This is a genomic window from Cedecea sp. NFIX57 (assembly GCF_900177785.1).
Classification (GTDB): Bacteria; Pseudomonadota; Gammaproteobacteria; order Enterobacterales; family Enterobacteriaceae; genus Cedecea; species Cedecea neteri_C.
The window spans coordinates 1-20773 of record NZ_FXAS01000048.1; the positions used below are offsets into that span (position 1 = coordinate 1).

Sequence of the window (20773 nt, forward strand, 5' to 3'; positions counted from 1 at the left end):
ATGGCGCTGCTGGCGCATCTTTGCTGGCTTTTTAGCATGGTGACGGCCTTCATGAGGGGATATGTGGCCCGGAGGCTGTGGCTGAAAACGCTGGCCAGGTGAAGAGAAAAAAATCGCGATCGCGACCTGCGGTCGCTCAAAAACAGAACCCCACCGAAAAACAGTGGGGTTCGTCAGCAGTCTGAGGTCTGTCTACGACAGGCCTTTTATTTGCATATAATAAGCACGATTAATAATCATTCTTATTTCAATTCTGTATTATTCCGCACGCTAAACCTTTTTATAATATTCAATTAACAATCAAATATTTCATACGAAAGGCATTAAGAATTTTCTTGTTTCATGCTCAATGAATGCTAAATGGCATGACGCAGATCAATCTTTTTCACCGCCGGGCATTGCATATTCAGCACCGGAATTATCACACAATATTATTATTTTATTTTTCTGGGTGATATGCGAACAGACTCGTATTGCATCAGGGAAAATGAACAGCCGACCATAAGTATATCGTTAATTGAAAAATTACAGCGTGACGGCTGAACGTCATGCTGGGCTGTTGGGTGCGCGCCTCATGGGGTGGGAGAAAAGGCGAGGGTTAAAGAAAGTCGATGAAGCTTATTTGATTTATGACGAAACTATTGAGGAAGTAACGTATTAAATAAAGAAGAGTGATGGTGCTTAATAAATTATTGAGGTGATAGTTAACCGGTTGCAGCCGGTTAACTATCGATTTGATCGGATTTTACTAAATCTTCACAAGCGAATATATAGTAGGTTTTTAAGATGAAAAAGGCAATGCTGGTATTAATGGTTGGTGTCGGACTGGTAACACATATTGCGGGCGCGGTTTATGCGGCTGATTTAGACAACGACACGATTTACAAAGCGTTGGTTAATGGTGCGGCAATGAATGAAAGACAAAATGAGTCAATTAATATTCTAAACAACCGAATCAACGACAATGACAGTTACGCTCAATCCAGAATCAATGCGGCAATGGCGAATACCGAAGCGAACAAAGCTGCGCTGCAGGCGACTAACCAGGCGATGGCTGAGAATACTGCTGAGCTGGCCGATCATGAGTCTCGCCTTGGTGCACTGGAAGCAAATACCGTCAGCAGCAGTAGCTTTAACCACTTAAAAGATCAGGTTGATGAAAACCGTCAACGTGCCTCCGCGGGGATCGCTGGCGTTGCGGCGATGGCTAACATCCCACAGGTAACCCAGGGCGCAACGTTTTCCGTCGGCGCCGGGGTGGGCACCACTGACGCAGAGAACGCACTTGCGGTAGGATTCTCCGCTCGTGCAACGGCAAATACTGTGGTGAAAGCATCCGTCTCGAATGACTCACAGCAAAACTTTGTTGTGGGTGCCGGTGCGTCTCTGCAGTGGTAAATCTTGCTGTATTCAAAAGCTCCTTATGGGGCTTTTTCTTTCTCAGGGGGAGCGATGCGCTTTTATCTCATTTTCCTGTTTGCGGCATTCAGCATCATGGGGCTTTGCGTCGCGCTGATGCTGATTATTGCGCGTATATATGAGACTTATCTCCCAGTTTGTTGAGAGATGTATCATTTTTATCAATAATATCAGTGTGGTATCTGCATTCATTTGACGTCTAAAGTCATTTCACTGCACTATCAGGACGATACCGTCAAGAAACCGGAAGGGATTTCCGGTCTATATGGGAGCGTCCTGTCAGCCTATGACCCCGCAACAAAAGCTAGAACAGCATTACGAGACATTAACCCCCGAGCTGCAGCGGGCCGCAGAGTTAAGCCTGCATAACATGAAGGACTTAATCGCGCTTTCAATGCGGGCTTTTGCTGCACGCATTGGCGTCAAGCCCGCTACGCTGCTGCGTCTGGCCCAGCGCCTGGGCTATGTCGGCTGGGGAGAGTTCAAAACCGACGTTATTCAGGAGTTTGGCCTGAATAATGAAACCCATCAGGCAAGGGCAGAGAAGCTGGTGGACAAGGGCAGTACGGCGTCACTCTATCAGGAAGTGTTTGACGCCCATGCGGTGAATCTTTCCCACACTGAGGCCGAAAATCCAGAGGCGATGGAGAAGGCTGGTGACGTCCTGGATGCGGCCGAACATGTTTATGTCTGCGGTTTCCGCGCCAGCTATTCGGTGGCCTACACGCTGTTTTATATCTATCGCCTGTTTAATAAGAACGTGTCGCTCATCGATGGCCAGGCGAGTAATTACGAAATTTTCACCCGTGAACTGACGCCGAAAGATGTGGTGCTGATGATTGGTTTCGCACCGTATTCGCGTGAGTCCCTTGACGTGTTGGGTGCGGCCAGGCAGGCCGGGAGCAAAATTGTCGCGCTGACCGACTCTCCGCTTTCCCCGCTTGCGGAACATGCCGCCAGCACGCTTTATTTCTCTGCGCACAGCCCGTCGTTCTTTCCTTCCGTGGTGTCGGCAATGGGCATTGCCGAATGTTTACTGGCGATGCTGGTGGCTAAGCACGGAGACAGGGCAGTACAGAAAATTGCCAGCGCAGAACGTTTCCTGCTGGACTCTGGGGCCTGGGTAAAACCGGTTCGTTGATAAAAGGGGCAGTTTTGCCCCTTTCATGATTAACGCTGAATAAGATAGCGAATGGTGGGGCCATCCTGCTGAATATCCAGCACCGTGTAGCCGTGGTTTTTGGCGTCCAGCGGGATGTTATTGATGGACTGCGGGCAGTCGCTCACCACTTCCAGGATCTCGCCTTTTTTCAGCTGCGGCATTGCCTCCAGCGTGGCAACAGCCGGGTAAGGGCAGGGCTCACCTACCATGTCCAGTCGGTAATCCGGGACAATGTTCTGACTCATGCGGTTTCTCCTGTTGTGGTGCCGATAGCCTGGTTTTTACGGCGAAAGAAGCGTTTTTCCCAGCCGACGATCAGTAAATAAGCGGCAAGCAGCATCAGGTAGGTCACCAGCAGCCCGCCCAGCGGCCCAAAGGTATTCAGCAGGTTGACTTTGTCCCAGCTGGTGGCCAGCGCCGGGGAAATATCATCCCAGAACCAGGCTAATAGCGTAGAGCCAATCACGTTGCCGAGGCCAACCCACCAGTAGTGAACCTGGCCTTCAACCGCGCGGTACATCCAGCCCGTTTCGCAGCCCCCGGCCAGCACGATACCAAAGCCAAACAGCAGGCCGCCGATGACGGCGTTTGGCCCCGCCCACATAATTTTGGCTTCTACGCCAAGCTGCACATAGCTAAAGATGCCAATGGCGCTGACCGCCATGCCCAGAATAATCGCTTTGGCCATGTGGGTGCGGCCGGTGATCCACATGTCGCGGAAGGCGGAGGTGAAGCAGATCTGCGCGCGTTCGATCAGCAGGCCAAAGCCGACACCAAACAGCATCGCCAGCCCCAGTTTCGGCTGGTTTATGGCGGTCAAACCACCCCAGCCGAGCATGCCGATAAACACCAGCATCCCCATGCGGAAGCGGCGCTTAGCGCGATCCGGCTGCTGGGTGAGTGGGGAGGCAGCGGAGACTTTTTGCAGTTTGACCGGAATGCGAAATATCGGCAGCAGCGTGAAGCGCGCGCCAAACCAGCAGCCGATGGCGGTGGCAAGGGCGAAGAACCAGGCGTGCAGTGAAAACTGTGGGATACCGGTAAAAAATGCCGCAAGGTTACAGCCCATTGCCAGTCGTGCGCCGAAGCCAGCAATAATCCCACCGAGCACGGCCTGAATGATGCGAATGCGGTGCTGGGGCAGGCGAAGCTTGACGTTATTGGCCCACAGCGCGGCGGCAAAACAGCCGCCAAACATGCCGATGATCATCATGCCGTCAATGCGGGTCAGCGGGCTGCCGTCGAGATGAATCAGCTTGTAGTAACCCCATTCTTCAGCGTGAATGCCCATCAGCTGCAGGAGCTGGCCGCCCCAGCGGGTGAATTCGCCGGTCACGGCCCAGAAGGTGCCGGTGATGCCAAAGTAATAGGTGGAGAGGATCCCGGCCGCGATCACCGCGGGCATCGGTTTCCAGAAGGTTACCAGGTATTGGTGTTTAAAGGAGTGCCAGGTCATTGTTTTCGCCTCTGAACTCAGAAGAACGTGCCGCGAAGGGCAAAAGAAGGCGCAATCATACGCCCATCTTTTGGGCTTAACAGGCTGAAAAGACGAAAAAACAATCTGGATCAATTTTTGTGCCCCAGGCGGAATTGCTGGCAGGCATCGGGCTTTAATGCCAGAATTATTTTTTCTCCGCAGTCAGGATAGACGATGAAGAAGCTTTTAGTATTGGCGGCGCTGGTGGCACTGAGCGGCTGCACCGAGGTCAGAGATTATAAGCAAGTAGTGCATACCGAAGCGCCAGCGGGCATGGCGGGCTACTGGCAGTCCAGCGGGCCGCAGAGCGAGCTGGTTAGCCCGGAGGCGATTGCTTCGCTGGTGGTCACGCCGCAGGGCGATACGCTGGATTGCCGCCAGTGGCAGCGGGTGATTGGGGTACCGGGTAAGCTGTCGCATTTGTCTGGCGATCTGCGCAACGTCACCGTTAAACGTGAAATTTACGATATTGAGCTGAGCGGCGACACGCTGGAATATGCCGGGATGACGTTGAAGCGTGTCGATCGTTTGACGCCGGAATGCGCAGATTTCCTGGCTAAAAATCCTTTAGATAGCAAAGTGTCCAAAAACTAATAAATCCCCTCACCCCGGCCCTCTCCCCAGAGGGGCGAGGGGGAAAACAACAGGCAGAACAGTACGCAATTTATTCCCTCTCCCTTTTAGGGAGAGGGTTAGGGTGAGGGTAAGAAGCGACGCTGCGTTTTAAGTCAGCGCTAAACATAAAGCGAGGCACGGTTCCGGCTTAAATCGCCTTCGTTTTCTCTCCGACTGGCCAGGGTCCGGACGTCGGGAACGGCCGGAGGTTGAGAGCGTCGGGAACGCATCTCAGCCGACCCAGGACTGGGAGATAAAACGGAGGTCTGCCGCTTCAGCGGTCGATTTATTTCGCCGGGAGTCCGGGTTCTTAGGGGAGTGACGGTGACTCCCCTAAGACGTTCACAGATACAGGAGCTACAGATAAAACAGGGCTGGAAGTGAACGGAACCTTTATCGAGCGTCACATGGTCGTGGGTATTGACTACTGCCAGGCGGTGCGTCAGACGAAGCTAACTCACAGCACATCCTCCAGCACCCAAACGCTCACGCTGCCGCCGTGGCAGGTAAAGGTTGCGCTCCCTGCTGCATCAGTGTGAATCGTTTCCTCGCGATTGCCGAGATAATCACGCCAGTTTTTCTCACCGAAATTTTCGCCTAAGGTAATGTGCTTTTCGCCGTCATCGCCGTTGGACATGATAACCACGCAGCCTGGGGCTTCTGCCGTACCGCTGCGGCTAAAGCCAACGCAGTTAGGGTGATCGAACCACAAAGTCTGTACGCCGTGGGCAAAGCGCTCCCGGGCGTGAATCAGGTCGTCTAGTTGTTCGATGACCGGCATATCAATGTGGTAGTTCTGCCCGTCGCCACCTTTATCATCGTAGCTTGCGCCGAAAAGATCCGGGTAAAACACCGATGGCACGCCGTTTTCGCGCAGCAGAATTAGCGCATAGGCCAGCGGTTTAAACCAGGCTTCCACGGGGGCCTCAAGCGCCTGCAGCGGCTGGGTGTCGTGGTTAGCTACCAGCGTGACGGCGTGGAACGGGTCGGCCTCAACCAGCGTGCCGGTGAAAATCTGGCTCATGTCGTAATCGCGCCCAAGCCGGGATGCCTCATGGAAATTCATTTGCAGAGGGGCGTCAAACAGCATCGTTTTGCCGTCTACCTGGGCAATATACTCCTGCAGCTTGTCCACTTCGTGCGACCAGTATTCCGCCACGATAAACAGCGGCGTGTCCGCCACTTCTTGGACGTGCTCAATCCACGCTTTGTAAAACCAGGCCGGGATGTGTTTGACGGCATCGAGCCGGAAGCCGTTGCACTGCGTTTCCGCCATCACCCAGCGTGCCCAGTATTTAAGCTCTTCGGTTACCGCCTGGTTGCGGAAGTCGATATTCGCTCCCATCAGATAATCGAAATTCCCCAGCTCGTCGTCCACTTGGTCGTTCCAGCCTTCGCCGGTGTAGTCATTGACGATTTTGAAGATGCCGTCTTCGTCGGGGTTTTCTATATGATCCACGCCGCTAAAGCATTTGTAGTCCCAGATGAACTGTGAGTATTGCCCGGCACGGGCGGGGAAGGTGTAGCGGGTCCAGGCCTCGCAGTCGATAACCTCAGGCGAGATATCGTTGCGGTTATCGGCATTTACCCGGTTGACGCGGATGTGCTCTTTTTCGTCGGCGCCCATTTTATGGTTCACGACAACGTCCAGCAGCACTGAAACACCCTTGTCCCGCAGGGCTTTTATTGCTGCCAGCAACTGCGTTTTATCCCCGTATTTGGTGGCGACGCTGCCTTTCTGGTCAAACTCACCGAGGTCAAAGAGATCGTAACTGTCGTAGCCCACCGAATAACCGCCCGCGCTGCCTTTATACGCTGGGGGAAGCCAAACCATGTTGATGCCGATGTCGCTGAGGCTGGCCGCACGGTCAGCAACTTCTGACCAAAGCGTTCCGTCGCCGGGGGAATACCAGTGAAAAAACTGTAACAGGGTGGGGTTCGTCATCTTTTCCGCGCTCCAGAAGTCATTTAGCTGACTTCTGGAGTATGGAATAAGAATCGAAATACGGTAGGTTTACTGGTTCAGGTCACTCGGTGTTAACACGTTACCGGAGAGAAAACCGTAGGTGTTGTTCAGTGATTTTTGGCGACCACTTTGGTCAATCAGATCGCGAAGCTCGCTCAGGCGGCTGTTAAGCAGCCCTTTGATTTGATTTTCATTGGCGAGAATCATATCAAGCAGCGCCTTTGCTTCTTCCTGACTTCTTTGGCTTGACTGCGCAATCGGGTTATTGGCAATCGCTTCTACCAGTTGAACGTATTTCACTTCTTGTTCTATCAGCTCATCCCATTGTCCAGAGTGAGCAAGGTCAAGCATGGTTTGGCTGAGCGCATGCAGGGCATACCACTCATTGAGGGATGAGATGAAATCATTCATCAGATAGCATCCTGAAGTGTAGAGGGAGAAAGACCGATTTGTTTCCATGCATCTGCAATATTGGTAAGCAATCGCTCTACTTCGCTGATTGCGTCGGCATCATTACGCAAGTTAGCGTGCAGGAGACGCCGCACCATATAGTCATAAAGATTCGCAAGGTTACCAGGCAGTTCCCCTCCGATATCCATATTCAGACCTGCTTTTAGTCCGTTATCAATGATGTTAATGGCTTTGGAGAGCGCCTCTCCCTTTTGTGGCATTTGCCCCTGTTCCAGAAACAGGCGGGCTCGCACCAGGGCACTGAGTGCCCCGTCGAACAGCATGACCACGAGCTGGTGTGGACTGGCACTCATAACGGCGCTTTCCAGACCGACCTGTTGATAGGCTTGTACACCAGAACTCTTGTACATATTACATCCTTAACTTTTGTTGAACTGCTGCGCCAGGTAGTTCCCCGTATTGGTCATCTGGCTGACGAGGTTTGCCAGGGAAGTAAACTGAGCCTTGTAGCGAGCCATGGTGGCATCGATACTGTCGCTCATATCCTGTTTACGGTCTGCTACAGTTTTCAATGTTGAGGTTAGGCCATCCTGCGCGTTTTTAATGACGCCGGCGTTGATGGAACTGGTGCTCAGCATGTTGTTCAGCTTGGTGTCCAACTGGGTTGCAAAACCGGTCGTTTTGCCGTCACCAACGAAGTAGTTGATCACGCCCTGTGGGTTATCACTCAGCGCTTTAGTCAGCTTGGCATCATCCACTTTCAGTGCGCTGGAACCATCAGGTGCCAGCACCGGATCCTGGCTAATCCCTAGCTGCGCCATAATGCTGAAATCGCCGCCCTGAACCTGCGTCAGCATGCTGCGAATATCCGCCTGAATACCGCGAACGGTGCTGTCGCCGACCAACGCGCCGTTGCTGCTATCCTGTGCTGCACCCGGGTCAACTTTTACATATTTGGTCACGGTCGCAATCGTTGACTGCAGGGTGTTATAGGCTTTTACCCAATCATTAATGACTTTTTTGCTGGCATCGGTTGTGCGCGTCACGCTCAGCGTTTCGTCGGCGGTGCTTTTTGCTTTCAGGTTCAGAGTTACACCCGGCATAGCATCGCTAATACTGTTGCTCTGGCGTTCGATCACGACGCCGTTTACCGACACTTTGGCATTTTGCGACGCCGTTTGCTCGCTCAATGCGCCAGATTTGCTGGCAGAGTTGTAGCCAATCACGCCCTGCAACTGGTCGTCACCGGTGACGGTTACGGTCATATCCGAATTAGCGCCGGTGCTCTTGGACGTCAGCATCAGGCGGTAATCACCGTCGTTGGCTTTAACGACTGAGGCCGAAACATTCCCGTTGGCCCCATTGATCGCTTTTGCGATACCGTTTAATGAGGTGTCACTGTCGGAAAGCGTCACGCTTAACGGGGTCGTCGTCCCAGGCTGCGTGATGGTAAGTGTACGCGTTCCGCCCGTTGTCGCCCCTTGCTGAGCCGTGTTGCTGGCGATACTGCCGGACATTAATACCTGGCCTTTCGCCAACTGCTGGACGTTAACCGTGTAGTCAGAAAGAATGGCATCACTGGTCGTAGTGGCGCTGAATGCAGTATTCGTGCTGCTCACAGACGTTGCCAGCAGGGCACCGCTTTTGGTCAGCGCTGCCGTCGCCGTTTCCAGACCCGATATCGCCGTTTTTAATTGACCAAAGGCACTAAACTGAGCTTGATAAGTTTTGGTCTGCGTATCAAAAATAGTTAGTTTTGTCTGCTCTGCCGCATAAAGCTTATCGTAAGTGTCCTGGAGGTTCAGGGTCGTGCCTGCTCCAAGGCTAGAGATCGATGCCATTGATGTCTTCCTTTAAGTCGCTGGTAGTTTCATTAACTTATCGGCTGACTCGATGAAAAGTTTACAGCCAGGTAAAAAAAATAATCAGCCGAATAGCAGGCCGTGGATCGGCCTTATATGACGATTGTCGGAAAAGACGTATTCATTAATAGCGTGGCTGATGGACCTCCGTGCCGCAAAGATATATTTTCGAACGGGCAATAAACGCATTATAAAAGTGTAGGAAAGTTGAGGTCTGGGACAATTGTGGAAATTAATTTCTTTTAAATTCAGTGTGTTGAATTTTTTTTATCATTAATTCTAAAGTTGGAACTGAGGGCGTCGATAACCTTGTTGACGGTGAGAGACGCCGTGAGTGTTAGGCACCGAACCTAAACCCAATTTTTAAGGAATTAATACTATGTCCGTAATCAATACTAACCTGCTGTCCCTGACTACTCAGAACAACCTGAGCAAATCTCAGTCTTCACTGGGTACCGCTATCGAGCGTCTGTCTTCCGGTATGCGTATCAACAGCGCGAAAGACGATGCTGCTGGTCAGGCGATTGCCAACCGTATGACTTCCCAGGTTAAGGGTATGACTCAGGCGGCTCGTAACGCTAACGACGGTATCTCTCTGGTTCAGACCGCTGAAGGTAACCTGAACGAGATCAACACCAACTTACAGCGTATCCGTGAACTGTCCCTGCAGGCTGCTACCGATACCAACGGCACCACTGACCTGAAATCCATCCAGACTGAAATCACCCAGCGTCTGTCTGAAATCGACCGTATCTCTGGCGGCGCTGCTTTCAACGGCAAAAACCTGCTGGACGGTTCTGTTTCTACTGGTCTGAACATCCAGGTTGGCGCTAACACCACCTCTAACGATACCATCGTTATCGGCAGCGACTCTCTGATCAACGCCTCTTCCGCTAGCCTGAGCGCTGGCCTGAGCACTTCAATCGTTGACCACTCTACTGCACAGGCTGTTGTTTCTGCTGCTGATGCTGCTATCGCGAAAATCGATACTGCACGTTCTAACATGGGTGCGATTCAGAACCGTTTCGAATCTACCATCAACAACCTGAACAACTCCATCACCAACCTGTCTGCTGCTCAGTCCCGTATCCAGGACGCTGACTACGCGACCGAAGTTTCCAACATGAGCCGTGCGCAGATCCTGCAGCAGGCTGGTACTTCCGTGCTGTCTCAGGCAAACCAGGTTCCACAGGCAATGCTGTCCCTGCTGCGTTAATTTCGCAGACTGCTACAAGAAAGGTTGCTGGAAACAGCAGCCTTTTTTTGTTTTTGCAGAAAGGGGGTGACAGGGTGTTTTTAATATGAAGGTTAAGGCGTTAATTTCGGTTTTGTTCAGCGCATTATGCTTACGGGCCGGGTGCTAGCATCAGACAATCACCCGTCTGGCAAAATATTGCAACCAAAGGACAGTTATGAACAGTTTCTCCCGCACTCGGGCAATGCATCAATATTATCGCGATCTATTTACCCGAGCGATTAACCTGCCGGAAGCCGATGTTTTACCTGCGTGGCTGGTGACGGAAGTCCTGAATTTTGCCAATGCCGATTTTGCTGGCCTCGAAGACAAATTAAACCAGGCACAGACGGGGTTGAATCACGAGCAAGACAGAGCGTTAAAGCTGATGGTTGGGGCAATTATTCTGGCAAATGCGGCACTCTGCGGCCCTTCTGGAGAAAAGTCTAAGGCGATTGACGCGGAGAATGTTGAGAAAATCACGCAATGTATCGTTGAGGCACTAAAGCTCGACGGGAATAAAAACTATCTGGTTGTCGCCGTTCAGATCCTGTTCCGCATTAATGAAATAAATTCTGCCGTTTTCCTTATATCCAATAATCTTTCCGAGCTCAGTGAGTCACCCGTTGCACTAAAAATTCTCTTGCTCATCTGCCTGATGGAAGAAGATTTTAATCAGGCATATGTCATTATTCAGCAGCTTACTGAGAACATGGCGCTTATCGGGGAAGATCCTATGGCGCTGCTGATGGTCGTCACGGCTATCTACAAGCTGGGAGGCCGTCCGGACTCCTTTATCGACTTTAGCGCTTTATCCGTGACCGACGGGCAGCCTGATGCTGGCCGTTATTGCTGGTTAATTGAGCCGGCCAGTAATCATAAAACTACCGTGCTGATCGCGTGCGATCGCGCTGGTTTTACCGCTCATGGCCTGCCGTTACTGCTTTCTCTCTTCGACACCAATCGCGACGAGCTTAACGTTCATTTCCATATTTATAACTGTGATGCTGGCCTGACTCAGCAGATTGCAGGGCTTCGCGACGCGATGCCTGAACTGGCTATTTCGTTAAGCAGCGAGGCAGTGGCGCCGGGCGCGGCCGCGAATGTGCACTGTGCCAGTCGCCGGCTGGTCTTTTTATCTCATGCGCTGGAAAAAATGACCGCGCCTGTCCTGCTGCTTGAGCCGAACAGCCTCGTCAGGAAGTCGTGGACCGGGATGAAAGGGCAGCTAGAGGTCAAAGACTTACTGCTGGCCTGGGATGATACCGCGCCGTTCTGGGCGTCGATTCTGGCGACATGTCTCTATTGTGAAGGGGGCGAGCTGTCGACGAAATATCTGGCAGCCGTGGCCCGGTTTATCGATCTCAATTTACAACGCAACAATGCCGAGCGGTTCCTCGATCAAGTGGCACTGGCCGCCGTCGAAAATGAGCTTAGCGCGCTGGACAAAATGGCGATAGGCCGGGTTCAGCCGCGTACTCTCGTGGATGCGGAACATGGCGAGGATGCGTTTAGTTGGGTACTGAGTCACTCCGGGGCTGAGAGTGAGGATTATCGTCGATACAAAGCGTCGCTGTTGGAAAAGCACAGCGCGTTAATCGGTTGAGTCTGCATTTATTTCTTCAAAATAATGGATAAGCATAACGTGAGTCAGTATTACCCGGATCACCGTATTTCGCCCGTTGCTATTCAGTCTGCGGCCTGCGTCTACCATCTTTCTACGGTGGAGCCTGCGCACGCGCGCGTGCTGGAAATAGGATGTGGCGAGGGAGGATGCATTACGGCCCACGCGCTGGCGTGCCCGGAAAGCCAGGTGATGGGGATTGATATTGATGAAAGCTTGATTGCCAAAGGGCAGCGCCATACTCAGGCATTAGGGCTCAGCAATATTGAGCTGTTCACCGCCGGACTTGGGGATATTCTCGCCACTGAAGGCGGGCAGTTTGACTACATCGTGATTCGCGGTATTTTCTCGTTACTCGGCCGCCAGGAGCGAGAGGCACTCTTGCTCTGGTGCCGCCAAAATCTTTCTGCCTCCGGCGTTGTCTGCCTGCACTGGTATCCCTCCACTGGCGAACCTGACACCGCGGCGATTCGCGAAGCGCTTGGCTACCATGCAGCCCGGGACGCGAATGCCGATCCTGAGTCTCAGGTCAATGCTGCGCGAGGCATGCTGAGCTATCTGGCGATGACGCTACCGGAAGGGACACTTAAAGCCCAGGTTGAACAGGCTGAGAAAGAGAGCGATCTTGCCCTGACCCTGCGTTATCTCTCTCCGACCACGGCAGCCTTGTCTTTTACTGAGTTTTGCCGTCAGGTCGGCGACCTGGGATTGCGCTATGTTGGCGATGCGGTGCCTCAGTATGAGCTGCCGCGCGCTTATGGTGAAAAGGTCGCAACGCTACACGCCCTCGTCGCCGGGCAGCAGCGCATCTCCGCCCAACAATATCTTGATTTTGCGGTATCGCGTTCCGAGCGCTTCAGTCTGCTCAGTGCGACCAGAACCGAAGAACACCTCCCGGCATTGCCCGATAGTTCGTGCCTCGAATCACTTTATTGGGCGGGAAACTTTAGCCGCAAAATGAACGAGAATGGGGCGATATACAACGGCCATATTGGCGGGGATGGGCAGCAGTCTAGTAGCGAGAATCCGATCACTTTACGCATTCTGGATCTGCTGGGGGCTGCCTGGCCATTCAGCCTAAGCGTCGAACAGTTGGTCATTAACTGCCGCAAGCCGGAAGACAATACCGACGTGCGGGAGGCAGTCCTGAACGTACTGAAAGATCTGTATCTCACTCAGCCTGCCGGACTCTACTGGCGCTGTACTCCAGGGGCCTATGATCGGGCTGAAAATGACACGCTACGGCCAATTTTATCGCTGAAAAACGGCGTGTCAGAAGAGAATGCCTCACAAGTATACAGGAACCTCTGGGGTGGCGAGTTTTCTGTCACGCCTGAAGAATGGCGCTATTTGCAACACGGTTTAGCCGGTGTGGATGCCGAGGCGTGGCAGTGTTTTATGTCGCTACGTAAAAAAGGCGCGTTGACGGGGTCTCCGGTGGCCTGGAAAAAGCACTACCAGCTTTTTTTACGTACGGGGAAAACACAATTTTTGCTACCGCTGTTGAACAATTTGCTGCTGCTCAGTGTTTCGATATCGCGAGGCGGCTTGCTTAGCAAAGATGTTAATGACTTACCCCAGCGTGAATCAGAACTTGCGGAAGATACTTACGACCGGATTAATCGTTTAATTCGTGAGAAAAAGATTCAGGATGCGAAAACCTGTGCTGAGAAGCTACTGAAAGAGAACCCAGAGGATGTTGCCGCGCTTCGCTGTTATTCGCGAACGCTTGTGCTGTCCAATCGTTGGGATGAAGCAAAAGAAGTGCTTTGTCGGCTGATGGGACACTATTTCTCCAGTCTGGATATTTATTACGATCTGGCGACAGGGCTACAGAAAACAAACCAACATTATTACGCGATTCTTCTCCTGCAGGGGTTGTTAAGGCTGGAAGATAAAAACGTCAATTTCTGGCATAGCCTTGCGTACTCATATTACCAGCTGGGTGAAATGTCCCTGGCGGAAAAGTGTTCTCGTGTTTCGTTACGCTGCGACGAGGTGAAAGCGATTCACTTTGCCACGATGGGGATCATTCTCAGCGACAGCCAAAAACTTGACGAGGCCGCCTGGTTTCTTAACAAAGCGATCGCGCTGGAACCGAGTAATTTTGACTACTTTACCGCACTGCTGTTTGCAATGACCCACGACCATAAGGTAACGGCAGAGCAGCTGTACCAGAAACATCTGCAATACGGTGAGACGGTAGGCGCATGGGCCGCGGCTTGTCATCTGCAGCTGCCTTATCGGGGTATAAAAAATCCTGATAAAAAACTGCGCGTGGGCTTTGTTTCCGGGGATTTACGCAAGCATCCCGTAAGTCACTTCTTAGCGCCGTTCTGGGATGGGCTGGACAGAAATCATTTCGAGCTGGTGGGGTACAGCACCTCTTATGTTCATGACGAGGTCACTGAACATTTTGCAGCCGGTTCCGTGCTATGGCGGCAGGTGGACAAGTTAAGCAACCAGCAGCTTGCTGAACAAGTTTATCATGACGGGATTGATATTCTGTTTGATCTCTCGGGCCACACTTCTGACAACCGTCTGCCGGCGTTTGCGCTTCGCCCTGCACCGGTACAAATCTCCTGGATTGGCTACCCCGGCACAACCGGTTTGAAAACGATGGATTACCGCATTGTGACCGCGACGCTCGCTGAGCCAGCCGATCTTGAACAGCAACTGACCGAAAGCATCATGTTTATTGAGATGCGTAAGTTCTTTGAGCCCGATCCGCAAAGCCCCGATATCGAACCTCTGCCGGCGCTTAAAAACGGTTACCTCACCTTCGGCAGCTTTAATCGCCCTAAAAAGATCAACGACGAAGTCCTCCGGGTGTGGGCCACTATCCTGGCACAGTCTCCTGAAGCCAAATTTGTTATCGGTTTTATGAACGATGAAAAAATGGTGGTCGAGATGACGAGGAAACTCGAGCTGCTGGGTATTGAACCGTCGCGCCTGATATTCAAGAAAAGAGCACCGCTGCTTGATTATCTGGCTTACCACAATGAAATCGACATTTTACTTGATGCATTTCCCTACTCTGGCGGCACCACCAGTAACCACGCCTGCTGGATGGGCGTGCCAACGCTGACGCTGTGCGGTGCCACAATGGCTGCCCGACAGGGTGTCGATATTATGCGCATTCATGGACTGGAAAACTTTATTGCCTACAGCGAAGAAGATTACATCCAGAAGGCGCTGAGCTGGTGCGACCGGCTCCCTGAACTGAATGAAATACGCATGACAATGCGTGAAAGAATGCCGGCGGAAACCGCGGACGGCTTCAACGTGGCTGACACTTTTGGACGAGCGTTGCGGGAAGCATGGCGAATTTACTGTGCCGGTGAAGCACACCGTACGTTCACAGTATTGGAATAAGGCGCGGGCCGCGCCAACTGGTTTCACACCGAGGTGTACTATGAAAAATATTTTTGTCACCAGCCCTCTGCTTCCGCCTCTGGAGGAGTTTGTTCCTTACCTCGAGCAGATTTGGGGGAATAAATACCTGACCAACAACGGGCCATTTCATCAGCAGCTAGAGCAGGCGCTGGCCGATTATCTGGGCGTAAAATATCTTTCGCTGTTCTCTAATGGCACGCTGGCGCTGCTGACCGCGTTCCAGACGCTGCGTCTGAGCGGCGAAGTAATCACCACGCCTTACTCATTTGTGGCGACATCGCACAGCCTCTTGTGGAATGGCCTGACGCCGGTCTTTGCCGATATTGACCCGCAGACGTTCAATATTAATGCCGACGCGATTGAGGCGCTGATCACCCCGCAAACGACGGCCATTATGCCAGTGCACTGCTATGGCATCCCCTGCGATGTGGATAAAATTCAGCGTATCGCCGACACCTATGGCCTCAAAGTTATTTACGATGCGGCGCATGCCTTTGGCGTGAAGCAAAACGGTAGCAGCATCCTGAACTGCGGTGATTTGTCTATCCTGAGTTTCCACGCCACCAAAGTGTTTAATACTATTGAAGGCGGGGCGATTATCTGCCCGGACGCCAGAACCAAGAAACGCATTGATTACCTGAAAAACTTTGGCTTTGCCGACGAAACGACGGTAATTGCGCCGGGCATTAACGCGAAAATGAATGAGGTGCAGGCGGCGTTTGGCCTGTTGCAGCTTCAGCATATTGACGGCGCCTTAAGCGCCCGGGCCGACATTTATCAGCGCTACTGTGAAGGTCTGGCCGATATTCCTGGCCTTGAGTTTTATACCCAGAAAAGCGATTACGAGTGGAACCACGCTTACTATCCCGTGCTGATAGATGAACGCTTCCCGGTGAGCCGCGACGCGCTGTACGACGCATTAAAAGAAGAGGGGATTTATACCCGTCGCTATTTCTATCCGCTTATCAGTTCCTTCGCGATGTACCGGCATCTGCCGTCCTCCTCGGCGGAGCATTTGCCGGTAGCCAACGACCTGGCTAACAAGGTGCTGTGTTTGCCGATATTCCCGGATCTCGAAGAAGAACAGCAACTGCGTATTATCGCGGCAGTCAGGCGGATTGCTAAAGGGCAAAGCGTCGCCGCATAGCAGGGCGATTGTGTGAATAAAAAAGGGCTTTGTCTTGCGACAAGGCCCTTTTTACTGTGTTGAACGTGCTGTTAGAGCTCGGCGATACACATCAAGCGCTCGCTGCGCTCAAGGTAGCGCTGGCCGGACAATTTGAACATGCCGTTAATCAAGAGTGGATTATGCAGGCCGTGGCGTATCAGCCAGTCTTCGTGCGTTTTTTTGCCTTTGCCAACCGGGATAATGGTGACTTTGCGGGCGACTTTGCCGAGGATTTCCTGCATCTGTTCGACGGTAAAGAAGCGGATGTTAAACAGCGAGTCGGTCTCTTTTTTCACCTTAAAGTAATCAGCAAATGACTGATTATGGGCGTTATGTACCGTGACGATCATTCTGCCGCGAGTGATACGGGCCTGCTCAAGCGCCATTTTTTGGATATCTTCATCCGCAAATAGCCCCCAAAACCCATTGTGGTAACTGACATCAAAATGCTTGTCCGGGTACTGCAGCTCGAAGGCATTCATCACGGAAAAACGATCCTGCAGGGAGGGGTAAAGCTTTTTCGCAAGACTCACGGATTCTGGCGAAAAGTCTATTCCGTGGCCCTCTGCGCCACGCTTTGTCAACTGGACGATATCGCGAAAGCTACCGGCAGCAATCTCCAGAACCCGCTTTTCACGGCTTTTTCTGACCGCATCAATATAGTAGGCGTGGCGAAGATCGTTTTGATAATGGTCGAAGATACCCTGCCATTTATGGTCCCAGTCCTCGGCCGTGGTGAGCTTTTCAGGCTCTGTTATTTGGCTCATATCTCTATCCTGTGAATGATTTCTCAGCGACGTAATGGCGCGTAAAAACGGCATTTTGTACGACAACGGCAGGTTGTATAGGCTGGCGGGTGAAACAATGGAGATGATTGGTAATCATGTCGTAGCCTGCCATGACCGAAAATTCGACCCCAGCGGAAAAGCGGGGGTTTATGTCCATCAGGTAATCCCCGGTGGGGTGGCGCATAAATTCAATATTGATGCAGCCGTTCAGGTCGAGCAGCCTGGCAACTTCTGCCGCTTTGGCAAGCAGCCCATCATCCTGGAGGATTTCAACGGTTAATCCGGCCCCGTTCGCGGTGCGCAATAGCTCTTTGCGGGCAACGCCCACCCATTCGCCGGACTCGCGCTGCCGGACAATATCAATGACGTGAACATCTCCTGGCAGATACGGCTGGACAATCCAGTCATTGCCGTTCAGCCGCTGACGTAGCTCAGTCAGTTCGGCTTCGGTCTCCACGCGGCGAAGCCCTTCGCTGCTGCGGCCATGCCTTTGTTTGAGAATGACCGGGAAACCAAATGCAAGCTCGTGTGACTCGGCAAGTGCTACGGCAGGCAGTGGAAGAAAAATGCCGTTATGTGCAAATTGTTTACTCCAGGTCAGTTTGTCCCTGGCGAGCGTAATGGCATCCGCGGCCATCAGCGCCAGCGTGGCGGATGAACACAGTTCACCGCGGGCATCAGAAAGCGCGTCCACTTCGACATCGGTCAGCGGGATGATGGCTTCAATGCGATGTTGGTCGCAAATTGCATTGATACTTTCTATAAAATCCTGGCTATCCGTTGCACGGGGAACCTGTACAAAATTGTCGACCAGACGAGAAGCATACACCCATTTTTCGGGATAAATATCACACCCAATGACGGTGTGGGATGCGCGTTTCAGCGCATTTATCACGGCTGGTGCAGACATTGACCCTATAGCCGTAATTAAAATGTTCATGTAAATGACCTGTCTTGTAATCTGCTTCGCCTGGCGGCAGGGGGAGCTTTCCGCAGAGAAACGACGCGTATATTTATCATTGTATGATAACCCGGCCAGAGATCAGGCCTGGAATAACAGATGATTTTATCCTTTTTTTACCGGATAGATTCTCCGGCTTAATTTCTCCGGTTTCGCTATAGTATGTGACGTTAATATTTAACAACCAATTGATACTTTTAAGTAAGCCGGAACATGATTTGCCATACTTTATGGTTAAATTTCGAGGGGTTTATTTCTTCATAACCTCCAAATAACCCCCCATTTCACCCACTATTCATCCGATTAAAACCCCTGCAGAAACGGATAATCATGCCGATAACTCAACTAACGCAGGGCTGTTTATCGTGAATTCACTGTATACCGCTGAAGGTGTAATGGATAAACACTCGCTGTGGCAGCGTTATGTACCGCTTGTGCGTCACGAAGCATTGCGCCTGCAGGTACGTCTGCCGGCGAGTGTGGAGCTCGACGATCTGCTACAGGCAGGCGGCATCGGGTTGTTGAATGCAGTCGAACGTTACGATGCCCTGCAGGGAACGGCATTTACTACCTACGCGGTGCAGCGCATCCGTGGGGCGATGCTTGATGAGTTGCGCAGCCGTGATTGGGTGCCGCGAAGCGTCAGGCGTAACGCTCGCGGTGTGGCACAGGCGATTGGTCAACTGGAGCAAGAGCTGGGGCGTAACGCTACCGAGACGGAAGTCGCGGAGCGACTGGACATCCCGCTCGAAGAGTATCGCCAGATGTTGCTCGACACCAATAACAGCCAACTCTTCTCTTATGACGAGTGGCGGGAAGAGCATGGCGATAGCATTGAACTGGTCACCGAGGAACACCAGCAGGCAAACCCGCTACAGCAATTACTGGACAGCAATCTTCGCCAGCGCGTAATGGAAGCCATTGAGGCTTTACCGGAACGCGAACAACTGGTGCTGACGCTCTATTACCAGGAAGAGCTGAATCTCAAAGAGATTGGCGCGGTGCTTGATGTGGGTGAGTCACGGGTTAGCCAGTTGCATAGCCAGGCGATCAAGCGTTTGCGCACCAAACTGGGTAAGTTGTAGGGAGTGCCGCACAATTATCTGACGACCTGGGAATTATCATGACGGTGCAGCAGTCAAAAAGACGGCCATTAAGCCGCTATCTCAAAGATTTCAAACACACCCAGACACATTGTGCACATTGCAGTAAGCTGCTCGACCGCATCACGCTCACGCGCAGCGGGGTGATTATCAATAAAGCCACCATAGCTCAACTTGATACACTTATTGATGAAGCTACCTGGCTTATCGAGCAAAAAGAGTGGATGGCGCTGTGTCGTTTTTGCGGTGATTTGCACTGCAAAGAACAAAACAATTACTTCGATATTATTGGCTTTAAACAGTATCTGTTTGAGCAGACTGAAATGAGCCACGGGACGATTCGTGAATACGTGGTTCGTCTGCGCCGCCTGGGGAACCATTTGAGCGAGCATAAAGTCCCGCTTCCCGCCTCGCTGCAAGGCCTGTTGGACGAGACGCTGGACGCCTGGCTGCCCCGTACCAGCACCAATAATTACCGCATCGCATTACGCAAATACTGGCAATTTCAGGTGCAGGGACATGCGATCCCGCGTCAGGAAATTAGCGCAACCTCCGATATATACTAAATTTGCATAAGTTGTAGCGGACTGGTTTTGATATATCCCGAAGCCGCCCGCTACACTACAAAAAAATGTAAATAATCGGGGTAAACATGAAATTAAAAATGATGGGGCGTCAGGCGCTGATGGGCGTGCTGGCCGTTGCTCTGGTGGCCGGCGCAAGCGTGAAAACCTTCGCGGCTGAAAATCTTCTGAATAAAGTGAAAGAGCGCGGCACGCTGCTGGTGGGGCTGGAAGGCACTTATCCGCCGTTCAGTTTCCAGGGCGATGACGGCAAGCTGACCGGCTTTGAAGTTGAGTTTGCCGAACAGCTGGCTCAGCACCTGGGCGTAAAAGCCGCGCTGAAACCGACCAAGTGGGACGGTATGCTGGCGTCTTTAGATTCTAAACGCATTGACGTGGTGATTAACCAGGTCACCATTTCCGACGAACGTAAGAAAAAATACGACTTCTCCACCCCTTACACCATTTCCGGTATTCAGGCGTTGGTGAAAAAAGGCAACGAAGGCAGCATTAAAACTGCGGCTGACCTGAAGGGCAAAAAAGTGGGCGTGGGCCTCGGGACTAACTACGAACAGTGGCTGCGTGAAAACGTGCCTGGCGTAGATATCCGTACCTACGATGATGACCCAACCAAATATCAGGATCTGCGCGTGGGCCGTATTGACGCGATTCTGGTTGACCGCCTCGCTGCGCTGGATCTGGTGAAGAAAACCAACAACACGCTGGCGGTAGCGGGGGATGCGTTCTCCCGTCAGGAAGCGGGCGTTGCCGTGCGTAAAGGCAATGAAGATCTGCTGAAAGCCATCGACGCAGCCATCGCTGAGATGCAGAAAGACGGATCTCTGGCTAAGCTGTCCGATAAATGGTTCGGTGCGGACGTCACTAAGTAACCCGATATCACAGTGAAAAGGTGCTGATTTCAGCACCTTTTTTTATTTCTAACTGAATACCACGTCCTATGGACGTGGTTATCGGCTTTTTGGCTCTGCCAGTAATGCTACTCATGGGAAAATCCGAATCCGTT

Annotated in this window: 18 protein-coding genes; 10 read left to right on the top strand and 8 right to left on the bottom strand. The window is 52.1% G+C overall.

Features of this window, described 5'->3' with window-relative positions; translation table 11 throughout:
* Positions 1-786: 786 nt before the first annotated feature.
* Both B9Y90_RS23800 and B9Y90_RS23805 read left to right on the top strand, forming a co-directional pair.
* Positions 787-1398, top strand: coding sequence for a YadA C-terminal domain-containing protein (locus B9Y90_RS23800; RefSeq protein ID WP_085542834.1), 612 nt, complete (start codon positions 787-789; stop codon positions 1396-1398).
* A gap of 307 nt (positions 1399-1705) precedes the next feature.
* A complete protein-coding gene (locus tag B9Y90_RS23805; RefSeq protein ID WP_085542835.1) occupies positions 1706-2560 on the top strand; it encodes a MurR/RpiR family transcriptional regulator in 855 nt (284 codons plus the stop codon).
* 29 nt (positions 2561-2589) lie between these two features.
* Here B9Y90_RS23805 and yedF read toward each other — a convergent pair whose 3' ends face one another.
* Complete coding sequence (gene yedF / locus B9Y90_RS23810) at positions 2590-2826, bottom strand: sulfurtransferase-like selenium metabolism protein YedF (RefSeq protein ID WP_016537040.1); 237 nt, start codon at positions 2824-2826, stop codon at positions 2590-2592.
* Entirely contained in the window at positions 2823-4037 is a 1215-nt protein-coding gene (gene yedE / locus B9Y90_RS23815; RefSeq protein WP_039294741.1) for a selenium metabolism membrane protein YedE/FdhT, read from the bottom strand. The genes yedF and yedE overlap by 4 nt, the downstream gene beginning before the upstream one ends.
* A gap of 195 nt (positions 4038-4232) precedes the next feature.
* Here yedE and yedD point away from each other — a divergent pair, with 195 nt between their 5' ends.
* Positions 4233-4652 (top strand): lipoprotein YedD, encoded by a 420-nt coding sequence (yedD, locus tag B9Y90_RS23820; protein ID WP_085542836.1) that lies wholly within the window; start codon positions 4233-4235, stop codon positions 4650-4652.
* Positions 4653-5130: 478 nt separating this feature from the next.
* On the opposite strand, the gene amyA is transcribed toward yedD, so the two are convergent.
* The 4 genes from amyA to fliD all read right to left on the bottom strand — a co-directional run bounded on the left by amyA (position 5131) and on the right by fliD (position 8891).
* Positions 5131-6618, bottom strand: a complete 1488-nt coding sequence (gene amyA / locus B9Y90_RS23825) for an alpha-amylase (protein WP_085542837.1) — start codon at positions 6616-6618, stop codon at positions 5131-5133.
* Positions 6619-6687: 69 nt separating this feature from the next.
* Entirely contained in the window at positions 6688-7050 is a 363-nt protein-coding gene (gene fliT, locus B9Y90_RS23830; protein ID WP_039294732.1) for a flagella biosynthesis regulatory protein FliT, read from the bottom strand.
* Positions 7050-7460 carry a flagellar export chaperone FliS gene (gene fliS / locus B9Y90_RS23835; RefSeq protein ID WP_039294729.1) on the bottom strand — a complete coding sequence of 137 codons (411 nt, stop codon included), beginning with the start codon at positions 7458-7460 and terminating at the stop codon, positions 7050-7052. The genes fliT and fliS overlap by 1 nt, the downstream gene beginning before the upstream one ends.
* Before the next feature lie 9 nt (positions 7461-7469).
* Positions 7470-8891 carry a flagellar filament capping protein FliD gene (fliD, locus tag B9Y90_RS23840; RefSeq protein WP_039294726.1) on the bottom strand — a complete coding sequence of 474 codons (1422 nt, stop codon included), beginning with the start codon at positions 8889-8891 and terminating at the stop codon, positions 7470-7472.
* A 400-nt stretch (positions 8892-9291) separates the two neighbouring features.
* Here fliD and B9Y90_RS23845 point away from each other — a divergent pair, with 400 nt between their 5' ends.
* The 4 genes from B9Y90_RS23845 to B9Y90_RS23860 all read left to right on the top strand — a co-directional run bounded on the left by B9Y90_RS23845 (position 9292) and on the right by B9Y90_RS23860 (position 16313).
* Positions 9292-10128, top strand: a complete 837-nt coding sequence (locus B9Y90_RS23845) for a flagellin N-terminal helical domain-containing protein (protein WP_085542838.1) — start codon at positions 9292-9294, stop codon at positions 10126-10128.
* A gap of 196 nt (positions 10129-10324) precedes the next feature.
* Positions 10325-11752, top strand: a complete 1428-nt coding sequence (locus B9Y90_RS23850; RefSeq protein ID WP_085542839.1) for a hypothetical protein — start codon at positions 10325-10327, stop codon at positions 11750-11752.
* A 39-nt stretch (positions 11753-11791) separates the two neighbouring features.
* Positions 11792-15145, top strand: coding sequence for an O-linked N-acetylglucosamine transferase family protein (locus B9Y90_RS23855; protein WP_085542844.1), 3354 nt, complete (start codon positions 11792-11794; stop codon positions 15143-15145).
* 40 nt (positions 15146-15185) lie between these two features.
* Positions 15186-16313 (top strand): DegT/DnrJ/EryC1/StrS family aminotransferase, encoded by a 1128-nt coding sequence (locus tag B9Y90_RS23860; protein ID WP_085542840.1) that lies wholly within the window; start codon positions 15186-15188, stop codon positions 16311-16313.
* Positions 16314-16384: 71 nt separating this feature from the next.
* Here B9Y90_RS23860 and B9Y90_RS23865 read toward each other — a convergent pair whose 3' ends face one another.
* Both B9Y90_RS23865 and B9Y90_RS23870 read right to left on the bottom strand, forming a co-directional pair.
* Positions 16385-17101 (bottom strand): class I SAM-dependent methyltransferase, encoded by a 717-nt coding sequence (locus tag B9Y90_RS23865; protein ID WP_085542841.1) that lies wholly within the window; start codon positions 17099-17101, stop codon positions 16385-16387.
* A 4-nt stretch (positions 17102-17105) separates the two neighbouring features.
* Positions 17106-18062 carry an ATP-grasp domain-containing protein gene (locus B9Y90_RS23870; RefSeq protein ID WP_254902745.1) on the bottom strand — a complete coding sequence of 319 codons (957 nt, stop codon included), beginning with the start codon at positions 18060-18062 and terminating at the stop codon, positions 17106-17108.
* A 386-nt stretch (positions 18063-18448) separates the two neighbouring features.
* On the opposite strand from B9Y90_RS23870, the gene fliA reads away from it, so the two are divergent.
* The 3 genes from fliA to tcyJ all read left to right on the top strand — a co-directional run bounded on the left by fliA (position 18449) and on the right by tcyJ (position 20639).
* Complete coding sequence (gene fliA, locus B9Y90_RS23875) at positions 18449-19168, top strand: RNA polymerase sigma factor FliA (protein WP_008453816.1); 720 nt, start codon at positions 18449-18451, stop codon at positions 19166-19168.
* A gap of 38 nt (positions 19169-19206) precedes the next feature.
* Complete coding sequence (gene fliZ / locus B9Y90_RS23880) at positions 19207-19752, top strand: flagella biosynthesis regulatory protein FliZ (protein ID WP_085542843.1); 546 nt, start codon at positions 19207-19209, stop codon at positions 19750-19752.
* An 86-nt stretch (positions 19753-19838) separates the two neighbouring features.
* The gene (gene tcyJ / locus B9Y90_RS23885; RefSeq protein ID WP_039294702.1) at positions 19839-20639 is read left to right on the top strand and encodes a cystine ABC transporter substrate-binding protein; all 801 of its coding nucleotides are present in this window, start codon (positions 19839-19841) and stop codon (positions 20637-20639) included.
* Positions 20640-20773 lie beyond the last annotated feature (134 nt).

Coding starts and splice junctions, on each gene's coding strand:
- B9Y90_RS23800 (WP_085542834.1), top strand. CDS start 787: ATGAAAAAGGCAATGCTGGTATTAATGGTTGGTGTCGGACTGGTAACA.
- B9Y90_RS23805 (WP_085542835.1), top strand. CDS start 1,706: ATGACCCCGCAACAAAAGCTAGAACAGCATTACGAGACATTAACCCCC.
- yedF (WP_016537040.1), bottom strand. CDS start 2,826: ATGAGTCAGAACATTGTCCCGGATTACCGACTGGACATGGTAGGTGAG.
- yedE (WP_039294741.1), bottom strand. CDS start 4,037: ATGACCTGGCACTCCTTTAAACACCAATACCTGGTAACCTTCTGGAAA.
- yedD (WP_085542836.1), top strand. CDS start 4,233: ATGAAGAAGCTTTTAGTATTGGCGGCGCTGGTGGCACTGAGCGGCTGC.
- amyA (WP_085542837.1), bottom strand. CDS start 6,618: ATGACGAACCCCACCCTGTTACAGTTTTTTCACTGGTATTCCCCCGGC.
- fliT (WP_039294732.1), bottom strand. CDS start 7,050: ATGAATGATTTCATCTCATCCCTCAATGAGTGGTATGCCCTGCATGCG.
- fliS (WP_039294729.1), bottom strand. CDS start 7,460: ATGTACAAGAGTTCTGGTGTACAAGCCTATCAACAGGTCGGTCTGGAA.
- fliD (WP_039294726.1), bottom strand. CDS start 8,891: ATGGCATCGATCTCTAGCCTTGGAGCAGGCACGACCCTGAACCTCCAG.
- B9Y90_RS23845 (WP_085542838.1), top strand. CDS start 9,292: ATGTCCGTAATCAATACTAACCTGCTGTCCCTGACTACTCAGAACAAC.
- B9Y90_RS23850 (WP_085542839.1), top strand. CDS start 10,325: ATGAACAGTTTCTCCCGCACTCGGGCAATGCATCAATATTATCGCGAT.
- B9Y90_RS23860 (WP_085542840.1), top strand. CDS start 15,186: ATGAAAAATATTTTTGTCACCAGCCCTCTGCTTCCGCCTCTGGAGGAG.
- B9Y90_RS23865 (WP_085542841.1), bottom strand. CDS start 17,101: ATGAGCCAAATAACAGAGCCTGAAAAGCTCACCACGGCCGAGGACTGG.
- B9Y90_RS23870 (WP_254902745.1), bottom strand. CDS start 18,062: ATGAACATTTTAATTACGGCTATAGGGTCAATGTCTGCACCAGCCGTG.
- fliZ (WP_085542843.1), top strand. CDS start 19,207: ATGACGGTGCAGCAGTCAAAAAGACGGCCATTAAGCCGCTATCTCAAA.
- tcyJ (WP_039294702.1), top strand. CDS start 19,839: ATGAAATTAAAAATGATGGGGCGTCAGGCGCTGATGGGCGTGCTGGCC.